General features: G+C 44.5%; 19 protein-coding genes. 8 read left to right on the top strand and 11 right to left on the bottom strand.

The window, feature by feature from the left end; all coding sequences use genetic code 11:
- From EBI00_RS06730 to EBI00_RS06700, 7 genes are all read right to left on the bottom strand, one after another.
- The gene (locus tag EBI00_RS06730) at positions 1 to 576 is read right to left on the bottom strand and encodes a TRAP transporter small permease subunit (protein ID WP_123095156.1); all 576 of its coding nucleotides are present in this window, start codon (positions 574 to 576) and stop codon (positions 1 to 3) included.
- A gap of 54 nt (positions 577 to 630) precedes the next feature.
- Positions 631 to 1,677, bottom strand: a complete 1,047-nt coding sequence (locus EBI00_RS06725) for a TRAP transporter substrate-binding protein (protein ID WP_123095155.1) — start codon at positions 1,675 to 1,677, stop codon at positions 631 to 633.
- Between the two features lie 128 nt (positions 1,678 to 1,805).
- Entirely contained in the window at positions 1,806 to 2,867 is a 1,062-nt protein-coding gene (gene gntR / locus EBI00_RS06720; protein WP_123095154.1) for an HTH-type transcriptional regulator GntR, read from the bottom strand.
- Positions 2,868 to 2,950: 83 nt separating this feature from the next.
- Positions 2,951 to 5,593 carry an EcoAI/FtnUII family type I restriction enzme subunit R gene (gene hsdR, locus EBI00_RS06715; RefSeq protein WP_123095153.1) on the bottom strand — a complete coding sequence of 881 codons (2,643 nt, stop codon included), beginning with the start codon at positions 5,591 to 5,593 and terminating at the stop codon, positions 2,951 to 2,953.
- Positions 5,586 to 6,002 carry a Fic family protein gene (locus EBI00_RS06710; protein WP_123095152.1) on the bottom strand — a complete coding sequence of 139 codons (417 nt, stop codon included), beginning with the start codon at positions 6,000 to 6,002 and terminating at the stop codon, positions 5,586 to 5,588. The genes hsdR and EBI00_RS06710 overlap by 8 nt, the downstream gene beginning before the upstream one ends.
- An 18-nt stretch (positions 6,003 to 6,020) precedes the next feature.
- Positions 6,021 to 7,199 (bottom strand): restriction endonuclease subunit S, encoded by a 1,179-nt coding sequence (locus tag EBI00_RS06705; RefSeq protein WP_123095151.1) that lies wholly within the window; start codon positions 7,197 to 7,199, stop codon positions 6,021 to 6,023.
- A complete protein-coding gene (locus tag EBI00_RS06700; protein ID WP_123095150.1) occupies positions 7,199 to 8,665 on the bottom strand; it encodes a class I SAM-dependent DNA methyltransferase in 1,467 nt (488 codons plus the stop codon). The genes EBI00_RS06705 and EBI00_RS06700 overlap by 1 nt, the downstream gene beginning before the upstream one ends.
- A 351-nt stretch (positions 8,666 to 9,016) precedes the next feature.
- Here EBI00_RS06700 and EBI00_RS06695 point away from each other — a divergent pair, with 351 nt between their 5' ends.
- From EBI00_RS06695 to EBI00_RS06670, 6 genes are all read left to right on the top strand, one after another.
- Positions 9,017 to 10,225, top strand: a complete 1,209-nt coding sequence (locus EBI00_RS06695; protein ID WP_123095149.1) for an MFS transporter — start codon at positions 9,017 to 9,019, stop codon at positions 10,223 to 10,225.
- A 157-nt stretch (positions 10,226 to 10,382) separates the two neighbouring features.
- Positions 10,383 to 12,533 (top strand): FAD-dependent oxidoreductase, encoded by a 2,151-nt coding sequence (locus EBI00_RS06690; RefSeq protein ID WP_123095148.1) that lies wholly within the window; start codon positions 10,383 to 10,385, stop codon positions 12,531 to 12,533.
- A 4-nt stretch (positions 12,534 to 12,537) separates the two neighbouring features.
- A complete protein-coding gene (locus EBI00_RS06685; RefSeq protein ID WP_123095147.1) occupies positions 12,538 to 13,353 on the top strand; it encodes a DUF547 domain-containing protein in 816 nt (271 codons plus the stop codon).
- 50 nt (positions 13,354 to 13,403) lie between these two features.
- The gene (locus EBI00_RS06680) at positions 13,404 to 14,126 is read left to right on the top strand and encodes a sulfite exporter TauE/SafE family protein (protein WP_123095146.1); all 723 of its coding nucleotides are present in this window, start codon (positions 13,404 to 13,406) and stop codon (positions 14,124 to 14,126) included.
- A gap of 116 nt (positions 14,127 to 14,242) precedes the next feature.
- Complete coding sequence (locus EBI00_RS06675) at positions 14,243 to 15,652, top strand: diguanylate cyclase (RefSeq protein WP_123095145.1); 1,410 nt, start codon at positions 14,243 to 14,245, stop codon at positions 15,650 to 15,652.
- On the top strand, positions 15,649 to 16,149 hold the full coding sequence (locus EBI00_RS06670) for a YgjP-like metallopeptidase domain-containing protein (RefSeq protein ID WP_123095144.1): 501 nt from the start codon (positions 15,649 to 15,651) through the stop codon (positions 16,147 to 16,149). The genes EBI00_RS06675 and EBI00_RS06670 overlap by 4 nt, the downstream gene beginning before the upstream one ends.
- Positions 16,150 to 16,203: 54 nt before the next feature.
- Here EBI00_RS06670 and EBI00_RS06665 read toward each other — a convergent pair whose 3' ends face one another.
- The gene (locus EBI00_RS06665) at positions 16,204 to 17,127 is read right to left on the bottom strand and encodes a SphA family protein (protein ID WP_123095143.1); all 924 of its coding nucleotides are present in this window, start codon (positions 17,125 to 17,127) and stop codon (positions 16,204 to 16,206) included.
- Positions 17,128 to 17,502: 375 nt separating this feature from the next.
- On the opposite strand from EBI00_RS06665, the gene EBI00_RS06660 reads away from it, so the two are divergent.
- Both EBI00_RS06660 and EBI00_RS06655 read left to right on the top strand, forming a co-directional pair.
- The gene (locus tag EBI00_RS06660) at positions 17,503 to 18,702 is read left to right on the top strand and encodes a helix-turn-helix transcriptional regulator (protein WP_123095142.1); all 1,200 of its coding nucleotides are present in this window, start codon (positions 17,503 to 17,505) and stop codon (positions 18,700 to 18,702) included.
- Positions 18,703 to 18,856: 154 nt separating this feature from the next.
- Positions 18,857 to 20,110: a serine hydrolase domain-containing protein gene (locus EBI00_RS06655; protein ID WP_241556970.1), complete on the top strand. Its 1,254-nt coding sequence runs from the start codon at positions 18,857 to 18,859 to the stop codon at positions 20,108 to 20,110.
- 77 nt (positions 20,111 to 20,187) lie between these two features.
- On the opposite strand, the gene EBI00_RS06650 is transcribed toward EBI00_RS06655, so the two are convergent.
- The 3 genes from EBI00_RS06650 to EBI00_RS06640 all read right to left on the bottom strand — a co-directional run bounded on the left by EBI00_RS06650 (position 20,188) and on the right by EBI00_RS06640 (position 23,398).
- Positions 20,188 to 20,868 carry a 7-cyano-7-deazaguanine/7-aminomethyl-7-deazaguanine transporter gene (locus EBI00_RS06650; protein WP_123095140.1) on the bottom strand — a complete coding sequence of 227 codons (681 nt, stop codon included), beginning with the start codon at positions 20,866 to 20,868 and terminating at the stop codon, positions 20,188 to 20,190.
- A gap of 169 nt (positions 20,869 to 21,037) precedes the next feature.
- Complete coding sequence (locus tag EBI00_RS06645; RefSeq protein ID WP_123095139.1) at positions 21,038 to 21,898, bottom strand: PA4780 family RIO1-like protein kinase; 861 nt, start codon at positions 21,896 to 21,898, stop codon at positions 21,038 to 21,040.
- A 249-nt stretch (positions 21,899 to 22,147) separates the two neighbouring features.
- On the bottom strand, positions 22,148 to 23,398 hold the full coding sequence (locus EBI00_RS06640) for a DEAD/DEAH box helicase (RefSeq protein ID WP_123095138.1): 1,251 nt from the start codon (positions 23,396 to 23,398) through the stop codon (positions 22,148 to 22,150).
- Positions 23,399 to 23,415 lie beyond the last annotated feature (17 nt).

Raw genomic sequence — 23,415 nt, 5'->3', positions numbered from 1 at the left:
TTATCTCGCTTTTTTAATTGCACTGATTAATCGAAGAATGGATTGAACTGTCATCAACACTAAAATGATAAAAAGTCCGGTTTTCACAATGGCTGGTGTGGCCGGATTCCAAGCTGATCCAGACGTTTCTAGACGAAAGAGTCCTGATGGTGTGAAAAGGGCTTTATTGGTCATGATGTATCCAGCGTAAGCAATTAATGAGCAGAAAAAGACAGATAGCACGCCGTTTAAGACATCTAACCAATTTCTTACTCTTTGACTGACGGATTCGTAAACCATTCTAATGCTTATGTGCGTGTTACGAGCTAAACAGTAAGAGCCTCCATAAGCCATGCAAAGTGCGCATATCATAGTTGTTGACTCATGAACCCATATAGTTGGTGCATTAAAGAAATAACGACTTACAATTTCATAGAAACTGATCGCTACACTAATAATAAAAAGGTAAGAAACGTATCCGCCGACTTTATCTATCCAACGGTCTAATTCGTTGTCAAAGGTAATGTTGTTTAAATTATCAAAGATGGCAGCGTTGGGTTCTTCAGAGGTCACATTGGGTTGTTCATTGTTATTCATATTTTTATCCTAGAAAAAAAGTGGGGGCAGGAAAGCCCCCACCCGGAAAAAACATTATTTTGCTAGAAGACCTTGGCTTACTAGGTATTCAGATACCTTAGTGTAAACTTCTGAAGCCATCGGCGATCTATCAGCCCACTTTTTCCATTGCTGTTGCGCTATGCCACGGAATTTCGCACGTTCTTCTTCTGACCAACTGATGATTTCAATTGATGAATCTTGTCTCGCTTCAACGACTGAATCTCTGTCCATCATTTCAAGACGTTGAACCATGTCATAACCAAAGTCTCGTACAGATATTGACATAATCTCTTTTAATGCTGGAGACAAACTATCCCATTGCATTTTGTTCATAGAGACAGCAAGAGTTGGCATCGAGTGGAAGCCCGGGTAAAGCGGATACTTAGCGAATTTGTGCAAGCCTTGTGCTTGGTTTGTAGAGAAGACGCTGTAGTCAGCGGCGTCAATGACACCTTTGTCTAGAGCCGTATAAACTTCTGAACCTGGAAGGTTAACTGGTGCTGCACCAACGGCTGCAAACACTTCTTGAACCATGCCTTCCGGAGCGCGCATTTTGATGCCTTTAAAGTCAGCAACGCTACGGATTGGTTTTTTAGATACAAAGGATTCGACGCCAGTGGAAGCAGCACCGATAAACTGTAGCCCGTAAGGGTTGACCAGTTTGTTGTAAACTTCTTTGCCGCCGCCATATTCCATAAAGCCAATCATTTGAGAAGGGTGGCTCCATGCACCAACGAGATTACCCAACATAGCAAACGCTGGATCTTTACCACTAAAATAGGAAGGATCGGCAATATGACCTTGAATAATTCCAGCACCTACTGCGTCTAGAGTTTCGTTGTAAGACACGATAGAGTTCACCGGTACAAGTGAAATATCAATGTCCCCATTACTCATAATGCCAACGCGTTTAGCCCATTCTTGCTGGATCGCATAAAAACTGTCACCAGCTTGTGCACCACTTTGGAATGTCCAGTTGTATGTTGCTGCAAAGGTCGTTGTTGAAGCGGCAAGTATGGCCGTTGAAATGGCCAGCGTTGAGAAGACTTTTTTGGTTTTTTGGAGAGTTAAGGTGTTCATGTGTTATTCCTTTTTTATTTTTTGTTGGAACATAAAAATGACCATTTGATAGCGCTACCAAATTGCTCATTTGAAGGAGCTTAGCACAAATGATAGCGCTGTCAAACGGATGATAAAAAATACTTTGCTTATTTTTTACTCTCTAAATTAGCGTATGTACTTTTACGCTCAATAACAGAATAGCCGACATCGTGTTGAACAGAGGGAGGTACTGTACGGTGTTCTATTTTGTACAAAAGATACTCCGCCGCTTTTTTGCCCATTTCATAAAGTGGGATTGATACAGTGGTGAGAGGTGGAATTAGCTCTTCTGAAAAATGTAAATCATTAAAGCCCGCAATTGAAATATCTTCAGGAATACGGATGCCTTTTCTGTTGCACTCAAAAATAGCGCCTGCAGCCAAGTCATCATTACTAAAGCAAATTGCTTCAAGTTCGGGACACTCTGTGAATAATTGGGTGAATAGTTTCCCGCCTAGTTTGAAGGATGTGTTGCTCTGGCTAGTAATAACGTATCGTTCGTTTGTTTCACTGTATTCATGCATTGCCTGCTTGTAACCTTCCATGCGTCGTTGTGAGCGAGGATCCATTCTAGCGCCAATGAATCCTATTTTTTTGTAACCTGAATTTTGCAGGTGACGTACTAAATCATAGGAAGCTTGGAAGTGAGAGAACCCGACATTCATATCAATTGGGCAATCTGTTAGTTCCATTATTTGTACTACTGGGGTGTTAGAATTAAGTAGCAACTTTCGTGTGCTTTCGTTCTGATCGATGCCAGTCACAATAATCCCATCGGGACTTTGTTCAAGAAGTGTCCTCACTAAGGCTTCTTCCTGATCCATGGCATAGTGAGTATTAGCAAGCAAAATCCGATACCCTGCTGGTGTTAAGGTATCGTGAATACCATCCAACACATCAGGAAATACCGCATTCGAAAGCGAAGGGAAAATCACAGAGATGATTTTTGTTTCAGAAGACGCAAGGGATCGCGCAGCGTGGTTGGGAATATAACCTAACTCGCTTACTGCCGCGTAAATTTTCACACGTAATTTTTCGGATACTTGATCTGGCGACTTTAAGGCTCTTGAAGCGGTAATCGGACTAACACCCGCTTTTGCAGCAACATCTGACAAGGTCACTCGACCAGTACTTCGGCTGGATATGTTATTATTTTTATCGTTACTCATAGTATGCCCTATTGATTCATATACCCGTCATTGTTGATATTTTACAACAGAACGCAATATTTTCAGTAAATCCAAACGGTTATCTATTCGTATAAATAACGCTGGAAACCAATAAAAGTGTCGCGTATCGCCGATGGGGAGCCAAACTCTGCGGCGGCGTCACTGATGGTGTTGTATTTTAGTTCGACTAAGCTGCGCATCTTTTTAGGGGCCAGCTCTTGTACGCCATCCTCTATGTACTTATCTAAAATGAACTCGATAAACTCGACTTGCTTGTAGGTAAATGCTTTGGAAATACTGGGCTTAGCATTGAATACACGTTCTTTGCGGGTGTGAGTTTCTCTGGCATAAGCCACATAAGCTAACAAGTCATATACGTCGCTGTCTTTGGCATCGATAATATTTCTCATGCTATCGAGTTTTTCATCGTCGTAACCGGCTTCATGCAAATCCGTTAATAGCTTCTCTCGCGTTGTCGGGTCACTCCAGATGTTACGCAATTCATCCTCATTACGGAAAAAACGCGGTAGATCACCAAACATTTCACCGATAAATTGATAAGCCGTCAGCATGTCGCCATTTGCGCCCATAAACAAAACACTTTTCATGTGCTGTATCTGACGTGTTTTACCATCTGTTAATGTGATGACTATTTTCTCTGGTTTTTCTGGCTTACCGTCTTCATCCGTCGCGCAGCTGCATGGCGTGTTTCCGCAGTTTTGGCAAGGCTCGACCGAGCCATCAGCGCACTGACAAGGAGATTGTTGGCACACGTCACATGGCTCGTCTAGTGTATCAATTTGGCAATTACATGGATTAAAGCCACACTCCGAACACAGACAAGTACAAGGATTGGTATGGCAAATATCGCAAGGTTCTGGGTCTGTTTTTCCTTCTGGAGGCAGCGGGTCACCGTCCCATTCAGGGTCGGAAAAGTTATGATGCGCTTTGACGAAGTCGTAGATGGTGAAAAAGGATTTTCCATCATACATTCGCGTACCACGTCCAATAATTTGCTTAAACTCAATCATGTTTTTGCATTCACGCATCAACACGATATTACGCACGTTACGGGCGTCTACACCGGTCGATAACTTGCGTGACGTTGTTAATATAGTCGGTATGGTTTTTTCGTTATCACAAAAGGTGCGCAGGTCATTTTCACCCGCTGCGCCATCGTTGGCCGTAATGCGCACGCAATAATTAGGATTGGTTGTCCATTTTTTTGCATAAGCGTATTGGTTAATATAATTTCGTACTTGGCCTGCGTGTTCTTGAGTGGCACAAAATACGATGGTTTTTTCCTTCGGATTAATATGATCCATCCAATACTGCACGCGCTTTTCTTCCCGTTTTGGGATGGTGATGATGCGGTTAAAGTCACCTTCTTTATAGACTCTGCCGGGTTCTGGCTCGCCTTTAAAACTGACAGCATCGCCCGGCGTATACACGTATTCGTCCATGGTGCCGACAATGGGATAGACCTTAAATGGCGTTAAAAAACCGTCATTAATGCCTTCTTTTAAGGTGTAGCTGTAAACAGGCTCGCCAAAGTATTTATAACTGTCGGCATTGTCAGTGCGTTTTGGTGTTGCGGTTAAACCTAATTGCACGGCGGGAGAAAAGTAGTTAAGAATATCGCGCCACGAACTTTCATCATTGGCGCCACCGCGGTGACATTCGTCGATGATAATGAAATCAAAAAAGTCTTCTGGGTAGTGTCTGAAATTACAATCACTAGTATCGGTGAATAATGGTTGCTCGAAGTCTTCGCTTTCAAGCTCTTCTTCTGAGTCCAGGTTCCCGTTACTGGCGGCATTCGTTGCTGAATCCGTCATTAGGGTTTGGAAAATCGCCATAAAGATACTGGCGTTTTTAGGTACGCCTTTGGCTTTTTTGATTTCACTCGGCGTAATCCTGACCACGGCATCTTCACCAAAGGCCCCAAAGTCATTAAAAGCTTGTTTGGTTAAGACATTTCTGTCGGCAAGAAATAAAATACGTGGACGCTTTTTAGCGTTACTTGGATTTTTCGCTGCCTGCAAACTCCAGCGACTATGAAATAACTTCCATGTGATTTGAAACGCAATACAGGTTTTCCCTGTGCCTGTGGCAAGGGTCAGCAAAATACGATCTTTGCCTTGGGCAATGGCCTCTAACGCTTGGTTGATGGCGTTTTCTTGATAATAGCGCGGTTGCCAATCGCCTTTCTTTTCAAAAGGGATTTGGGAGAAACGCTCGCGCCATGTACTGGTAAACTCAGGTTCTGCTGCGCCGTTATTATTGCCACTGAAAGCGGCAGCCCACATTTCCTCAGGGCTTAAATAACGGTCTACTTGCTTCTCTTCGCCCGTTACCATGTCTATTTGGTAAATGTCATGGCCGTTGGTGGCATAAGCAAAACGACACTGTAGGCGCTGGGCGTAGTCTTTGGCTTGACGTACGCCTTCGGTGTAACTGAGGCTTTCTCGTTTTGCCTCAACCGCGGCTAATTTACGACCTTTAAACTCTAATACATAGTCGCACTTTAGGTTTGCAGCACGTTTACCGCCGCCTAAAATACGCCCAGCGGTTATCTCTACTTCACGACGAATAACACTCAGGTCACTCGCTGTCGGATCAATAACATTAGAATCACTAGCATTAGGGTTAACAACGCCCCAGCCGTCTAACGCTAATTTAGGTGAGATTAATTCAGCACGGGTTTCCGATTCGTTTCTAGTCATGATTATCATCCGTTTTTTTGACCGTGACATAACGCTGTTTAGGGCTTTTCGGTTTGTCTGGCAGGGTCATTTCTAGTTGCCCCGAATCGAGCAATGGTATTAAAAGGCTATCTCTAAAATGCTCTCGGTGACTGACCTCTAAATGCGCCATCATTTCTTTTGTTGTTCTTGGTTCTACGCAATAGAGTAATAGTGTTTCAGCTTGTCCGGTAGCTTGTCCGGTACTTGTCCAGTAGCTTGTCCGCTTTAACTCATCCCCAATGTAAATCAAGCCGCCGTCGTGAGCGTTTAAAAACGCCACCACGTCTTTTTCTAGTCCGTCCGTCAGCTGGCGTTTGAATTCCACTAGCCCTTGACTGTGGAAAAAGCCGACTAGAGGCTGTTGGTTTACATTGATAGTGTTCAGCATTAGATCATCCTTATCTAGTTACTCGACCGTTTTTGTTAACTCGCCGCTAAAGGCTTTTTGTAAGATGGATTTTTTGAGCTCGTCTATGGCTCTAATTTTGTCTGTATAAATTTTTTCTAGCGCTAATGTCTGAGTATTGAATTTTTTAATCTTTTTTAAAACTGAAGTTTGATCATTTAGTGCCGGAAGCGATAGTTCTAAATCAAGAACATCATGACGTGATATTCCTGGGATCGCAGCTCCATTAGCAAGAGACTGGAAATAATCGAACTGCATACTTAAAAACCAATAAATTAACTCACCTACGGAATACATAGGTCGAACAGCCATTAACTGTCGACTAATTGCTAACTCATCAGCAGACATCATATTTATTTTTCCGACGCCAGAGCCTTTCACTGTAATTAATATATCTCCTTGAATAGCTGTTCTTTTCGGGTATTCGGACCATTTAGTGACGATTGGATTGAATACACCAAAATCTGAAGGGCCAGTTAAATACCCAATCCCAATATTGTCATTATTGTAATCTTTTGCATCTATGTGTTGACCCGAAATAAGTTTACATAACTCACTTAATTTATGCTGTTTCCAACCATCACCTTTCTGGCTGAAGACTTGTTGTAGGTAGCTGTCGAATAACTCGCGGGCGTTTTTTAGGTTTTGTTCGGTTTTAGCGCGGGCTTGTTCTAATTCGACAAATACGGTGTCGAGAATTGACACGATGCGTTTTTGTTCATGAATTGGGGGTAAATCTAGGGTTAAGCCTTGAAGCTTTTTAATAGTCAACGTATCTACTGTTGCACCGTTCCCTTCATCTAACTGATCTCTCATCAACGAAGATTTTAACCACAAATTAATGTATTTACTTTCAACAGTAGAAGTTCGCTTTAACCAAAGAACACTTGCATCTTTGAAGTAGAAGCGGTCTTCATCACGAACAATATACGAATTACCAATAGTTCCAATTGCAGTGATCACAATGTCATCAGTACTTGGGACACCATACTTTGCTGAATATTCAGCATAGAGCTCTTCTGTTATAAAAAGGTCATTATCTACAATACCATTCTGAGATAATTTTGTTATTTCACGACCACGATAAAAAGGAACTCCTGATTTTTGCCATTGCGACTTCAGAACACGCTTACTTGAACCTATTTTAAATAGATCGCTTAGTTGAACTTTTTGAGCCATCACAACAACTCCTGAATCTTCGCTAATATCGCTTCGGATTCTTTATCCAGTGCAATGATGTCGTCAATAATGGCTTTCGGTTCACGCAGCGGTGCGGTTTCGGCGATGTTGGGGTTTTTTACCGATAAATCATAAGTGGTTTGGTCTATGTCACTGATGGCGAGCGACCATGATTTGTTAGAGCTCTCAAAGCCCTTTTGAAGTAATACAAAGTCCGCTAGGTCCTTGTCGTTCAGTGGGTTGGTTTTGCCCATGTTGCGGCCGACGTTGAGTTCGTAAAACCAGGTGTTTAAGGTGGGTTCGCCTTTGGTGAAAAACAGTACCACGGTTTTCACACCAGCACCGATAAAGGTACCGCCGGGGCAGTCGAGTATGGTGTGTAAGTTACAGTTTTCCAGTAGCTCTTTACGCAGTTTGATAGCGGCGTTGTCGGTGTTGCTTAAAAAGGTGTTTTTAATCACCACCGCCGCGCGGCCACCCGGTTTGAGCATTTTGATAAAGTGCTGCAAAAACAAGAAGGCGGTTTCGCCGGTTTGGATCGGGAAGTTCTCTTGGACTTCTTTGCGTTCTTTACCACCAAAGGGAGGGTTGGCCAATATAATGTCGTGCTGGTTGCTTGGCTGTATGTCCATGAGATTTTCAGACAAGGTATTGGTGTGTAACACGTTCGGCGCTTCGATGCCGTGCAATATCATGTTCATGATGGCAATCACGTAGGCCAGTGACTTTTTCTCTTTGGCATAAAAAGTACGAGTTTGCAGGATGTCTAAATCGCTGGTGCTTAGCGGTTTCTTCTCTCGGCCGCCTTGGCGAAGGTAATCAAAGGCTTCACATAAAAATCCAGCCGAACCGGCCGCGCCGTCGTATATGGTTTCGCCAATTTTTGGTTGCATCACATCGATCATGGCGCGAATTAACGGACGTGGTGTGTAGTATTCGCCACCGTTACGGCCGGCGTTGCCCATGTTTTTGATTTTGGCTTCGTACAAATGGCTCAGTTCGTGTTTTTCATCTTGTGAGCGAAAGCGTAATTGGTCGACTTTTTCCAAGGCGTCACGCAGTGAATAACCACTTTGAATTTTGTTTTTGATTTCACTAAAGATTTCGCCAATTTTGTATTGAATGGTGTTGGCGTTATCAGCACGTTGTTTGAAGCTTTTTAGATAAGGGAAGAGTTCGCCGTCGACGAAGTCCATTAAGTCATCACCGGTTAAGGCGTTGTTGTGGTCAAACTTACCTTCGGCGTCTTTTGGCGCCGCCCATGCGCTCCAACGATAAGGTTCGTCGATGATGAATTGGTAGGTTTCCATCATCATTTCGGCTTCTTGGGATCTGGTGAATTCAAGATCGTCGAGGTATTTTAAAAACAGCATCCATGAGGATTGTTCGGTGTAATCGAGCTCAGAAGAGCAGCCTGCGTCTTTGTGGAAGATGTCGTCGATGTTTTTAAATACTTGTTCAAACATTAATGTCCCTAGTGAGCGAGTGCTCTATTTCTCAATAATGGTACTTAGCTGGCTATCGTTTATGTTGTTAGCTCTGTCAGTGAATGGCTCAATTGTACTGTAAGTCTGTATTCTTGTTTGAATTTTTATGACATCAATGGGATTCCTCGGTAGGTTGTTTTGTATTTTTTACTGAGGCGTTTGTGGTATGAGCAAACTTCCTTTTTTGATGGCGCAAATATCGCCCTTTATTGGTGCTTTTTGCATTAGAATAGCGCTCTAAATTTGCCCGATAGGTCAGGTATTTTGCTTGGTGCATTGATTGTGTGCTGGCTGGCTTGGGTAGTTACGCTATTGTTATAAGGACGTTAGATGTCAAATACCTTTTCTAAGGCTGCGGATTCCGTGCCGAATACTCAGTGGTTGCCGGTGATTTTGCTGTGGGTGGCGGGGATTTCTGCGGCGATGCAGTTTGCGAAATTTTCCGTGTCGTTCGGGGATTTGCTGGTGTATTACGAGATGGGGCCGACGTTAACCGGTGCCTCGCTGTCTGCTGTGGGTGTGGCGGGCTTGGTGTTTGGGGTGTCGGCTGGGATGATCGCCAGTCGTGTGGGTTATTTAAAAGTGCTGGTCGGTGCGCTGATGCTGGGTGGCGTTTTGTCTTTTATCCAAGCGACCTTGCCTACGTTCCATGTTTTGTTGGTGACTAGGGTGCTGGAAGGCTTTTCGCAGCTGGGTGTGGTTGTTGCGGCACCGACGCTGATTGCGAAATTGAGCGCGCCTCATCATAAGTCTTTGACGATGGGGATTTGGGGGACCTTTTTTGGTGTGGCTTTTGCGGTGTGTGGCTGGATCGGCAAGCAGCTGCTGGAAGAGCATGGTATGACGACGCTATTTTTGAGTCACGGTGTTTTGATCACAGTCATTGGTGTGGTGTTATTTTTGGTGTTACGACAAAATTCGGTGCTGGACATAGCCGCTGTGGTTGGCAATCAAGGCGGCTTTTTTTCACAAATGGCGCGCATTTATCGCAACCCCCGTGCTTTGTTACCCAGCGTTATTTTTCTCTTTTACACGCTGACACTGGTATCTGTGCTGACCTACGTTCCAAGCTTGTCAGGCGATGCCGAAGGCAATAAGTGGATGCTGATTGTGTTGCCGTTAATCAGTACTAGCGGCACTTTTATAGCTGGAGCAATTGCTCAGTATGTTTTCAGACCGCAAAAAGTGGCCTTGTTGGCGTATTCTGGGCTGGCCGTCAGTGCGTTGGTTTTATCTGTGAGCGTGAATGGCTCGATTTGGTTTAGCGGTCTCGTGTGTGTGATGGTGTTGTTTTTGGGTATGGTGCCCGGTTCTGCGTTGGCGATGATTCCTACATTAGCGCGTAATCCCGGTGAACAGGCACAGAGTTACGGCTTAATGGCCCAGTTTGGCAATATTGGTGGCACCTTGGGGCCGCCAACGTTTGCAACGGCTATGGCCGCTTATGGTTTAAGTGGATTAGTCGGTTTGATTTTGTGTATTTGTTGCTTCGGCGTTTTTTTCAGCCTTTTGGCAGGGCGTATTAAGCCGGCGGTTTAACGCGTCTGTTATTAAAATACTCGCCAGTATTGCCAAATAAAGCCAATAATTCGGCCAAACTACTGTAATAATGTAGGACGGTGTCGAGTCTAATACTTAAGTGTGTTTTTAACGTCAGCCTGTTGTTGAGTTGAGCCGTCTTATTGGAGAGTTTGGGATGAAAAAAATTGGGTTACTGGTATGTATCTTTGCTTTGGCGGTGGGGTTCTTCTATTTTGACTTGAATCAGTTGTTAACGCTGGACGGTTTAAAGTCGGGTCTTGTGCAATTCGAGACGTGGCGCAGAGACAGCCCAATTTTTGTCGGTGGGGTCTTTTTGCTCTTGTACGTGATTGTGACGGCGTTGTCTTTGCCGGGCGCGGTGATCATGACCTTGGCCGCGGGTGCCTTGTTTGGCTTGTTTTGGGGCACGCTGATTGTGTCGTTTGCCAGCAGCATTGGTGCCACTCTCGCGTTTCTGGTGTCGCGTTATTTATTACAAGATACGGTGCAGTCGCGCTTTGGCGATCGTTTAAAAGCCTTTAACGAAGGCGTTGCACGAGACGGTGCCTTTTATCTGTTTACCGTGCGTCTTGTGCCTATCTTCCCTTTCTTTTTGATTAATTTGCTCATGGGTTTGACGACCATTCGTGCGTTCACTTTTTATTGGGTGAGCCAGGTGGGCATGTTCGTTGGTACTCTGGTGTATGTCAATGCGGGCACACAACTGGGACAGCTGGAAAGCTTATCTGGCATTTTATCGCCTTCTTTGTTGCTGTCTTTTGTGTTGTTGGGCGTGTTTCCGCTGATGGCGAAGAAAATTCTGGATGTTATTAAAGCACGACGTGTGTATGCGGGATTCACCAAACCCAAATCCTTTGATCGTAATATGATTGTCATTGGCGCAGGGGCCGGCGGCTTAGTAAGTGCTTACATTGCGGCGACGGTGAAAGCCAAAGTAACCTTGATTGAAGCCCACAAAATGGGTGGCGATTGTTTGAATTATGGTTGTATCCCAAGTAAAGCATTGATCAAGAGTGCGAAAGTCGCCCACCAAATGCGTCATGCTGAAAACTATGGTTTGAACAGCAGCGAACCGACGTTTTCGTTCAAAAAAGTCATGCAACGAATCCATGATGTAATAGCAAAAATCGAGCCTCATGACAGCGTTGAGCGTTACAGCAAAATGGGCGTCGATGTGGTGCAAGGTTACGCCAAACTGATCGACCCTTGGACGGTGGAAATTCAATTAAATGAAGGCGGAACGAAACGTTTAACGGCGCGCAGTGTTGTCTTGGCAACCGGTGCTCGCCCTTTTGTGCCGAATTTACCTGGCTTGGAAGAAGTGGGTTATTACACCAGCGATACTATGTGGGAAGCGTTTGCCAAGTTAGACGAGCCACCGAAGCGGCTGGTGGTGTTAGGCGGCGGCCCGATTGGCTGTGAATTGGCGCAAAGTTTTGCGCGTTTGGGCTCGACGGTGACGCAAGTGGAGCGCTCGGCTCGTATTATGGGTAGAGAAGACGAAGAAGTTTCTGCTATGGCGCAAGAAAGCTTAATCCAAGATGGCGTGATCATGCTGACTTCGCATAGTGCCGTGCGCTGTGAAAAAGAAGGTGAAGCAAAGCGTTTGATTGTTGAGCACGATGGACAAGAGTCGATGGTTGAATTTGATGCGCTGATTTGTGCGGTTGGCCGCGAAGCGCGTCTTGAAGGTTACGGCTTAGAAAACCTTGGCATTGAAACCAAAGGCACGATCGTTACCAACGATTATCTTGAAACCCTTTATCCGAATATTTTTGCTGCTGGCGATGTGGCTGGGCCTTATCAATTTACTCACGTGGCGGCTCATCAAGCTTGGTACGCCGCGGTGAATGCTTTGTTTGGTACTTTTAAAAAATTCCGTGTCGATTATCGAGTGATTCCTTGGACGACTTTTGTTGATCCTGAAGTGGCGCGAGTGGGCTTGAGTGAGCAAGACGCCAAAGAAAAAGGCATTGCCTACGAAATGGTGCGTTATGAATTAGATGATCTGGACCGTGCCATTGCCGACAGCGCCGCAAAAGGTTTCGTGAAAGTGCTGACGGTGCCGGGCAAAGATAAGATCTTAGGCGTCACGATTGTAGGCGAGCACGCTGGAGATTTGTTGGCCGAATTTGTGTTGGCGATGAAACATGGTCTGGGTTTGAATAAAGTGCTCGGCACCATTCATACTTATCCCACATGGGCGGAAGCCAATAAATACGCCGCAGGGGAGTGGAAACGTGCCCACGCGCCACAGCGTATTTTGAATTGGTTGGAAAAATATCACACATGGCGTCGAGGTTAAGTCGATGAAAACAATACGATCTTGGTTCTTGTCTTTATTGAGTGTTGCTTTTTTGGGTTTGTTTAGCGCTTTGGCAGGGGCGGCAAATACCTTCGATCATGGTCAATGGGATGCTTTGTTAAAACAGCATGTGCTGCCATTAAATGGGGGGCAGGCCACTCAGGTTGATTACCAAGGCTTTGCAGACGATAACGTGCTGTTGAAAGGGTATTTGGCGGAGTTATCTCGTGTGACTCAGGATGAGTTTGATCGCTTGTCTACCGACGAGCAATTGGCTTTTTTGATCAATGCCTACAATGCGTGGACGGTAGAGTTGATTCTGACCAAGTGGCCTGATGTGGACTCTATTAAAGAACTAGGTAGCTTTTTTCGCTCGCCATGGAGTAAGACGTTTATTCCGCTATTGGGGGAAACTCGATCTTTAGATGATATCGAACACGTTATGATTCGCGGCTCTGATCGTTACCAAGACCCACGTATTCATTTTGCGGTGAATTGCGCCAGTATCGGTTGCCCAGCATTACGCAACCAAGCCTATACCGGAGAGCAGTTAGAGGCTCAGTTAGAGCAACAAACACAGCTTTTCCTCGAAGATCGTAGTCGAAATCGAATAGAAGGCGGAAAATTAGCGCTTTCCTCGATTTTTAAATGGTATCGAGAAGACTTTGAAAAAGGTTGGAAAGGGTATGATTCACTGGAATCGTTTCTAGTGAACTACGCGGCTTCTTTGTCTCTCAGCCCTGAAGACATAACACAGCTCAAAGAGAAAAAGATGTCGATCCGCTTTTTAGATTATGACTGGGCGCTGAATAAAACCTGATAGAATATCGCCGGTGCAATTCTTGATATGGACGCGGCAGGAGAAAAGCGTTGGACATCTCTATACTGGTGTTATTTTTAGCGGGTTTGATTACGGGCTTTTCTAAATTTTCAGTGGGCGGTATGGGGTTGTTAATATTGCCCATCGTGATGATTGCCTTCCCAGGGCCTGAGGCTTTGGGGATGATTTTGCCGCTGTATATCATGACCGATATTATGGCGGTGTACAGCTACCGATCTAAGATCGCTTGGCATGTGCTGGCGCGTTTTTTACCTTTGGCCTTTTTGGGCGTTCTTGTTGCCAGCCATTTTTTGGCGAACATCGCAGCCGATCAATTTGTGAATTTTTTGGGCGTGACCATTCTTCTCATGATCGCCTTAGGCCTGTATCTGGATTTTCGTCCTGCTTCGTTTATGCAAAAGCCTTGGGTCGCTTATTCCATGGGCTTTTTTGGCGGCATAGTTACCATGATGGCAAATGCCGCAGGCCCCATATTTAGTCTCTTCTTATTGGAGCAAAAGCTCGATAAAGAAACTTATGTGAGTACTCGGGCTTGGGCGTTTTTTATTATTAACGTGGTGAAATTACCCTTTTATATCGGACTGGGCTTACTCTCACTTGAAACGACACAAGCCAGTTTGTATGCCTTACCGGGACTGATGGTAGGTTCTTTCATCGGCTATCACTTTTTGAAGAAGGTAAACCCGGTTCAATTTAAATGGATGATTCGCATCATGTCGATGATAGCCGCAGTAAAGTTGTTTCTTTTTTGATTAAAAAAAAGACTGCAAGGGCGTTCGCCTTGTAGTATTACTTATATTACCTTGTTCAATAATCAAGCCGCTCACCTCGCTGGAGCCGCAGTTAATCTATTGTGTTGCGGGTTTTTATGAAAAATATATCGAAAGATAACATTCGCTTAGAAGACATCCTAGACACAGCGCCTATCGCAGTGGCTTGGTCGAGTGTGACATCGGGTCGTATTGAGCACATTAATAAAGCGTTTAGTGCGTTATTTGGGTATGTTTTGCAGGATCTTCCCGATCTGAACACTTGGTTTTCTGATGCTTTTTCGGATGCTTCCTATTATCAGCAGGTAGTTGAGCCTTGGATACAAAATAATCAAGCACGACAACAAGACAGCGTGTCCATGGATGGAATCAGCGCCAGAATGTTGCGTAATGACGGTACCATTAGAAAAATAAACCTTTGTGTTTCTACATTAGGCGAAAAAAGACTGTGGTACTTTAATGACATTACCGAGCATTGGATTGCTGAAAGGCGGCTTCGGGCTCGCAGTAAAATGCTTGAAATGGTGGCAAAAAGCTCGGCTTTGAAGGACATATTGAATGTGATCGTGACTCAGATTCAGCAGGAAAGTCCACTGTCGTTGTGCAGTGTTTTACTGTTCGATCCGGTTGAGCAATGTTTAAGATTAGGCGCCGCACCGGATTTCCCTGACTTTTATAATCAGGCGATTGATGGCGTGAAAATTGGTTTAAATGTGGGGTCTTGTGGCACCGCTGCGTATTTGAATAAACGCGTTATCGTTGAAGACATTGCCACTCACCCATACTGGCAAGATTACACGCAATTGGCGGCTGAGGCAGGGTTAGCCGCGTGCTGGTCAGATCCGATAGTGTCTTCAAAAGGCGACTTATTAGGCACCTTTGCGATTTATAAGCGCCTTCCTTCTTCCCCAACTCAAAAAGAAATCGAGTTGATTGATTTCGCCAGCAATTTGGCGAGCATCGCCATCGAGAGCTATAGAGCGCAAGAAGCCTTGCAAAAACGAGCCTATTACGATCATTTGACGGGGCTGGCAAACAGAGGGTATTTTTTCCAACATTGCGACGCCTTGCTGAAACAGTCACGGGTAGAAGGCTTTCCTCTTGCTATCATCATGATGGATGTGGATCATTTTAAAGTGGTGAATGATAAATATGGCCATAAAATAGGCGATTTTGTCCTGCAAAAACTGGCCCAAGTCAGTGTGTCTGTTCTCAAACATACCGATGTAATAGCTCGAATTGGTGGTGAAGAATTTGCGATCTTGCTGCCTTTTACAGACAACAATTCCGCCCTAAAAAGTGCTGAGCAGCTAAGAGAAGTCATAGCGTCGAGCGTAGTGTTAAGTTCAAATCATGAGCAAGTGCGTTTTACCGTATCCCTCGGTGTGGCCTTTCGACAAAATGGTGAATGCACGGTAGATGAAATACTAAACAAAGCGGATAAAGCCTTATATCAAGCAAAAGCCGCCGGTCGTAACTGTGTGTTTTCGATGGGACTCATGACGTGAAGCAGTACTTGGCGGGCTACAGTCCACAGATACAACAACAGGTTCAGGATCTTCTAGAGTCTAAAAAGTCGGGCCCTTGGTTGCTGAAAAGATACCCTGCGGCTCATAGCTTGAGCGGTGCAAGTGGTTTGTACAGTTACGCGATGGATCTGAAAAACGATTTTATGCGCAGTTCACCGCCGATCAGTAAGGTGGTTTATGACGATAAGATCCACGTGATTAACAATGCGCTCGGTTTGCATACTTATGTGTCTAGAATGCAAGGTAGTAAGCTCAAAGCGAAAAATGAGATTCGTATATCCTCCTTGTTTCGTTCTGTCCCAGAGCCTTTTTTGAAGATGATTTTGGTGCATGAACTCGCTCATCTTAAAGAAAAAGATCACAACAAAGCCTTTTACAAACTCTGCTGTTACATGGAGCCTGACTACCATCAGCTTGAATTTGATCTTCGCGTGTACCTGAGTCATCGAGATTGCTTTGGGGAACTTTGGCTCTAGCATCACAACGCAATGGAAAGGGGAAAGCCATACGCTGTGATGCTTTTAACTTTATTAGAAGCTTTGAGAGACTAAGAGCGCCGCCGTGTAGCCTTGAGTACGATTTTTTGCCTTAAACTCTTTATAAGCGTGGAAAGAGATGAAGGGCAAACCTGGTCTGAAGAAGCTTAATTCTGGCCCGATCGCCATGACCGAGCTTCGATTACCGTTGACGATGTTGCTACTCGTTGGTGCTTTGTCATCTGTTAGCTGTTTGTAAACAAATCCGCCAAGACCTAAGGTCCAGTCTGTGAATTTCTGACCTAGGGCAAATTCATGACGATATTCCATGCCACTGGTATAAATGGTATCTTTATTTTCGGTATTGATGTCTAACTGAAAACTGGATGACACTTCAAATCCGCCTTCTGTTAAATAGGTGAAGTTGAAGGCGGGGGAAATAGTCCAATGATTAAGCCCCGTGGTGATGGTGTCATCTTTGTCATAGCGACCTGTTGGGATTTGTATTTGTAACTGAGTATTGGTCGCCAAATTATCCGCTGGATGCCACTGTAATATATAGGGAATAATCTGAATATCGCCTAGGCCGGAGTCTGATCCCACCACGGGAATATCGGCAACGGGAACACGACCATCAATATCCAAATCTAATAGGGGAATCACAATACCGTACCCATAATTAGCTCCTTGAAAAGTGTGTTCTGTCATCTTTATATGGGTCAAGGAGAGTGATTTTACCGTTTGGGAGAATTTCTCGAGTTTGTCATTACCCTTACTGTCTAGATTTTTATCGGCACGATAAATAGAGGACCTGATAGAGAAAGCACCTACATCAGTCACTGGCGGCATATAACCAGCACTAAAACCATAAATGCCAGGGGCCGTACTCGGAGCGCCATTTTCTGTGGCAAATGTTGTCGCTGAAACAGCCAAACCAACACTTATCGTCATTACCGAAATCAATGCATTGTGATTCATATCTTACTCTCTCTGCTTATTTGTTATTTTTATTGATACATCCAGAGCTAGCATGACAAGTGCCTATGGTTTATTCATATCCTATTTAGGATAAGAATGTGTTTTTAATGAAAGGATTCGTTGTGAATACGCAAGCGCGATGTTAATGACCAGAAATGCTGTATTGCTTAGAAAGCATTTGGCTATCATTTCTTTTTGGGCTCGTGTATTCTCATTTATTGCACTTTTTATCTTCTGTCGCTTTACCATAAAAATAATGAAATAAGTCGAGAACGGGTCCTCTATTCTGCCCGAGGCCATGAAAAAGACAGCGATTGCCAAATAGTGACAGCGTGAATGGTAGGTCTTTATTCGTTCTTACGTTGAGGGGATCGCATGTCTGCTTATTATGTCAATAAACTCTTACCTGAACTTTATCGCTGTGTGGATCATCCTATGCAGTGGGTCAAGGTGTTAGATCAATTGCGTGATGACCTTGATGTCAGTAGTGTCGTTGTGCAAGTGTTTGGTCGGTCTAATACTGGAGACTTGGTTCAAAACTGGGTAATGAGGGATTCATTTTCGCTAGCGAATGCGGCGTTGCATGATAAATGGGTGAATAATGCGGATAATCCTAGGATGCACACCGAAACAACGGATAGTCTAGCGATTATTCGGGACGAAGAAATTTTTTCTTTATCATCACCAACGGTTGAATGCTTTTATGAAAGACTTAAACAGGCACGTTTAGGTCACGCCATATCTCTTGAAATTAAATCTTCGAATAATCAGTACATTACTCTAATTGCTCATCGTAAATACGGTGATAAGCGAGGCTTTGGCCTATCTTTTGATGAGTGTTTTCAGCAATTAGCACCGCATATTCAGCAAAGTATAGTACTGAGCGAAAAGCTCAATACATTGTCTCTACAAAATGCTTATATTAATCAAGTAACTAATCATATCAATACTGGAATGATGCTACTCACACTTGGTGGTAGCGTATATTGGAGCAACCAATGTGCTACTGAACTGGTTCAGCGCTCTGAACATATTCGGTTGATCGACGGGCACCTGACCTTTACGCATTCTACTGACCAACAAGTGTTTAATGCTTTGTTTGCCAAGGCATCCCAGCAGAGAAAAGCTTTCCCTCGTCTAATTGCAACCATAGGTCAATATCGTTTAAATCCTCTTCAGTTATTAGTAACTTGTGTGAACGTTCAAGCTGGTGACAGTATGCCATCAGAAACGGTTATTGGGATATTTTTCTCTGAAAATGATAATGGCTTTGCGCAATTGGATTGTGCGCAACTGAATGTTACACAACTAAATAGGGAAGTTGGCCAGCTATATGGTTTGACGCCAGCAGAGTCTCGACTGGCGGTTGCCTTAGCGAATGGTTTATCTCTGGAGGAATATTCCCAGCAAAAAGGCGTCTCTATTGGTACTGTTCGCATTCAATTAAAAAGTATTTTCTCAAAAATGAACATCACTCGCCAACAAGAACTGGTTAGAATGCTGTGGGCTTCTGTCTCGGCCCGTACTCGTCCTGTTATTAATCCCTCCTTATCTATTGATTCTCAATCAAGTTAGTAAATACTTTTTCATATCCTATTTGGGATATGACTTCCCTCAATGTCGAGCCCATTATATGGATCATGTAGACACCTTTCCTGTGAATTAAGGTCCTAGCAAGGCGTTGTCACATATTATTTACAGCATTTAAAAAGACATTAGAGGAAACATAATGACTAAAATAAAAACATTCCGCCGACTAATGAGTACGGGTTTATTGTCTCTTGCTATTTTACCCGTTGCCGTTCATGCCGGCTCGGTTGTTGATCCGCTGGTGGCGGCGGTGGGTCCAGAATCTCGTGTGCCTATTGCGATACAAAATTTACGTTGGGCGATGTTGGATAGCAATGTGAATACTTTAACATTTCGCTCGATGGATCAATTGTTTACCACTCGTTATGTTGCCCGTTCAGGCCCCATTTCGCCCTTAATACACGAAGATCGTCCGCTTGATTTTTCTTATCAATTTGAAGGTGTAAGTTATCAACCTGAGCAATTTCTTGATCGTACTTTCACTAATGGTTTGTTGATCATGAAAGACGATAAGATTGTCTACGAAAATTACCGTAATAACACCAGTCAAGATACGCATTTTATGGCGTGGTCTATGACTAAGTCGCTTGTTTCTATTTTGGTGGGGATTGCCCTTGAAGAAGGTCGTATCAAGTCATTGGATGAAGACATTACCCTTTATCTTCCAGAACTCTCGAAAGGCGCCTATAAAGGCGTGACGATTCGTCAAGTTTTGAGCATGAGCTCAGGGGTGAAATACGAAGAGCGTTATGATTTTGCCAATCCTGGTACTGCGGCTCGTAATCATATTTTAGCCCTAGTAAAAAATGTGGCGCGCTTTGTGGAGCCTGCAAAAACCATAGAGCGTTTGCATGAGCCGGGCACCGTACAGGAATATAAAACCATTGATACAGCGGTGTTAGGCTTGTTATTAGAGCGAGTGAGTGGCGGCAGTAATGTGTCTAATTATATGGCGCAACATTTATGGGAACCATTAGGAGCACAAGCGGATGGTTTCTTTATTATGGATGGAGAGCCTGGAGTGGGTCGCGAGTTTACCGGTGCAGGCTACAGCGCCACTATGCGAGATTTTGCTCGAGTGGGTTCGATGATGCTGAACAATGGCCGCATCAATGGTAAGCAAATTGTCTCTCCTGAGTGGGTGAAAATGTCGACAGAGCCATTTTTGAAAGAAGACCCTAAGCTGGGCGGCTATGGATACCAATGGTGGACGATGCCAAACACCACAGCCTATTCAGCAATAGGACTACAAGGGCAGTATATCTATGTCGACCCTGACACTCGGACTGTGATTGTGAAACTAAGTTATTTTCCACAAGCGGAAATGGACATAGCAGAGCAAGAAACGATGGCATTTTTTAGTGCGGTATCTGCTTGGAATCCTAAAAAATAGTTTATAACTTATTAAGGGGTAAAAAAACGCGGATCAGGTTATGGACCTATCCGCGCTTTCTGTTTGTGGGCAGCGTTTTAAACGCGAGCCTCTTTGTTATTCAGAGGTATTGTTTTGTCTCGAATATGCGTGAGCTTTTTGGTCAAGTAAGCCAATAACACGCCGTATAGCGGGATGAATAACCCCAAGCTCACGATGAGCTTAAAGGCAAAATCTGCCAAGGCGATTTCTTGCCAATGCTGCGCCATAAATGGGTCAGGACTTTGGTAAAAGGCTATGCCGAAGAAGGCCAAGGTATCCAATCCATTGCCCAATAACGTGGAGGCAGCCGGAGCGATCCACCACTGTTTTAGTTGGCGTAGTCGATTGAATACTTGAATGTCCAATACTTGTCCTAGCAAGTAGGCCATTAAGCTGGCAATGGCGATGCGTCCGACAAAACTGTTGTATGTCTCTAATGCCGCAAAACCTTGAAACTCCCCTTGAGCAAATAAGACGGACAGCACATAAGACAGGATTAAAGACGGTATCATCACCAAAAAGATGATTTTACGTGCTAACGGTGCGCCAAAAATTCGCACAGTCAGGTCAGTGGCTAAAAAGATAAAAGGGAAAGTAAAGGCGCCCCACGTAGTGTGGAAGCCTAAGATGGTAAAGGGCAGTTGTACCAGATAGTTGCTGGAAGCAATAATTACTAGGTGAAACAAAGCAAGATAAATCAGAGCTTTGCTCTGTTGTGCAGGGGTAAACGTATTCATATGTGACCTTTTTCGTTTGATTGGGGTGAGGGAACCCAAATTAAAGCGCTCGAATGGAAGCCAACAAGCGCACAATGGTTTTTGACTAATGTCTCGCATTTGACCAGCTGGTCAAATGCGGAGCGTGATTATACAGGAAATGCTTGGTTAAAAAAGCGCCTATGAGGGATTAATTGTCCTCTTCGTTGGCGCTGTTGATACGAGCCAATCTGTCTTGCTCTTCTTCGAACGCTTCTTTGATCTCTTGCAGAACGGAGTCAACATCGGCTTCTTCTGTTGGTTCTTCAAAATGGCCGGTTAGCTCGGTATGAGGTGTTAGCTTACCCGCTTCAAAAAGCGCCCAGATTTCTTTGGCGTACTTGGTTTCCAACAAGTCAGGATCGAACATGCCGTAATAGTTGCGCATGTTGTTGACGTCACGTTCAAACATCCATTCCGCGTTGTTATTGGCGGCCGCGTCGACCGCTTGAGGAAAGTCAATAATCACGGGGCCGTTGGAGTCTACCAGAACGTTAAACTCTGATAGGTCACCGTGTACTAAGCCTTCGCAAAGCATGCGAACCACATCTTTTATAATCGCATCATGGTCTCGTCGTGCCTGTTCGGCGGTGAGTACTACATCGTTTAAGCGCGGCGCAACTTCACCGTTGTCGTCTGTGACCAGCTCCATGATAAGGACGCCATCAAAACAGCCATAGGGTACAGGCACCCTGACGCCAGCCTCAGCCAAGCGGAACATGGCATCGATTTCGGCGCTTTGCCATAAATCTTCCTGCTCGTCTCGACCAAATTTAGAGCCTTTTTCCATAGCACGAGAACGGCGGCTGTTGCGCACCTTTCGGCCTTCTCGGTATTGAACCGCTTGTTTAAAACTGCGTTTACCCGCCTCTTTGTACACTTTAGCGCAGCGTATTTCTGTGCCACACCTTACCACATAGACGGTGGCTTCTTTTCCGCTCATGAGTTGTCGAAGCACTTCGTCTATTAAGCCATCTTCGATGAGGGGTTGTATTCTTTTTGGGATTTTCATGTGGCTCGTTATACAGTGATTGAATGACAAATGACACGGTTTAAGGAGACAGCAATGCGTTTTTTAATCATATGTTCTCGTTACTCAACCATGTCATTGAAGTTAATACCTGCCGCTTTGATCAGGGGCTAGTGTCTACGTTATCAGATAAATCAATAGTAGCAATAATGATGGCGTTTTTCTGCGCCATGGCTCAAGCCAGTGCAAAAGATTTTGCTTAATCACCAAATTTACCCTAAGTCGAGGTATTCAGCGACGTTTTCTGTTGGGTTTTTTGTCTTTCGCTGTATTGAGGCCTAACGCCTTGGCTCTCAATGCCTTTTTAGAGGGCGCGCGTTTTGTGGTGGCTTGGATTAATTTATTTGGGTCTGGCTCAAATCCCGGTAACCATTGCACCACAAACGATTCGTTGAGAAGCTTTTCAATGTCGGCTAACAGATAGCGCTCTGCTTCTGTGACTAACGAAATGGCCAGTCCTGATGTGCCCGCGCGTCCTGTGCGTCCTATACGGTGAATATAATCTTCCGCGTTATAAGGGAGCTCATGATTGACCACGTAGTGTAATTGATCAATGTCGATGCCTCTTGCCGCCACATCAGTGGCGACCAGTGCTCTGATTTTTCCGGCTTTAAAATCGGCCAACACACGGTCCCGAGCGCCTTGGGATTTGTCACCATGGATGGATTGCGTGGCGATACCGTCTTTTTGCATTTCTGTGGCGAGCTCGTCGGCACCTTGTTTGGTGCGTGTGAAAATGAGCACTTGTTGCCAATTCTTCGAACCGATCAGAAAAGAAAGCAATGCGCTTTTTTGGTCTTTGTCTACGGCATAAACGCGCTGTTCCACCTGAGTTGCTGTGGTATTGCGATGGTCCACTTCGATTAACTGTGGATTGTTTAGTAAGGTTTTACTCAGGGTAAAAATGTCATCATTGAAGGTTGCGGAAAAAAACAGTGTTTGTCGTATTTCAGGCAGTTTTTTTAGGATTCGTTGGATGTCGATGATAAAGCCCATGTCCAACATTCTGTCTGCTTCATCTAACACTAAAGTCTGTAATGTACTGACGTCAATGAGGTTTTTCATGATGAGCTCGAGCAAACGCCCAGGCGTGGCAACCAAGACATCACAGCCTTGCTTTAGAGCATCAAGTTGGACATTAATACTGGCGCCCCCATATGCCACAACCGATTTTATAGGGAGATTTTGCCCGTATTTTACAAAGCTGGCATGAACCTGTTGCGCCAATTCACGGGTGGGGGTGAGCACAAGAATTTGGATACCGTCAGTCTGTTTTATGCTTTTTTGGTGAAGTATTCGGTGTAGGAGCGGTAGTGCAAACGCCGCGGTTTTGCCTGTGCCAGTTTGCGCGCCAGCCATGACGTCTCTGCCTTCTAACACCGTCGGGATGGCGGCAGTTTGGATGGGCGTTGGTGTGGTGTAACCCAGCTCGCTTACCTGATTTAAAATGTCTGGGTGAAGTCCTAAAGACGCAAAGCTCATGAATGTCTCGCTGATGT

Source organism: Marinomonas hwangdonensis, assembly GCF_003721245.1.
Taxonomy (GTDB): Bacteria; Pseudomonadota; Gammaproteobacteria; order Pseudomonadales; family Marinomonadaceae; genus Marinomonas; species Marinomonas hwangdonensis.
Note: the sequence above shows the minus strand (reverse complement) of the source record. Positions and strands in the feature narration are given on the sequence as shown.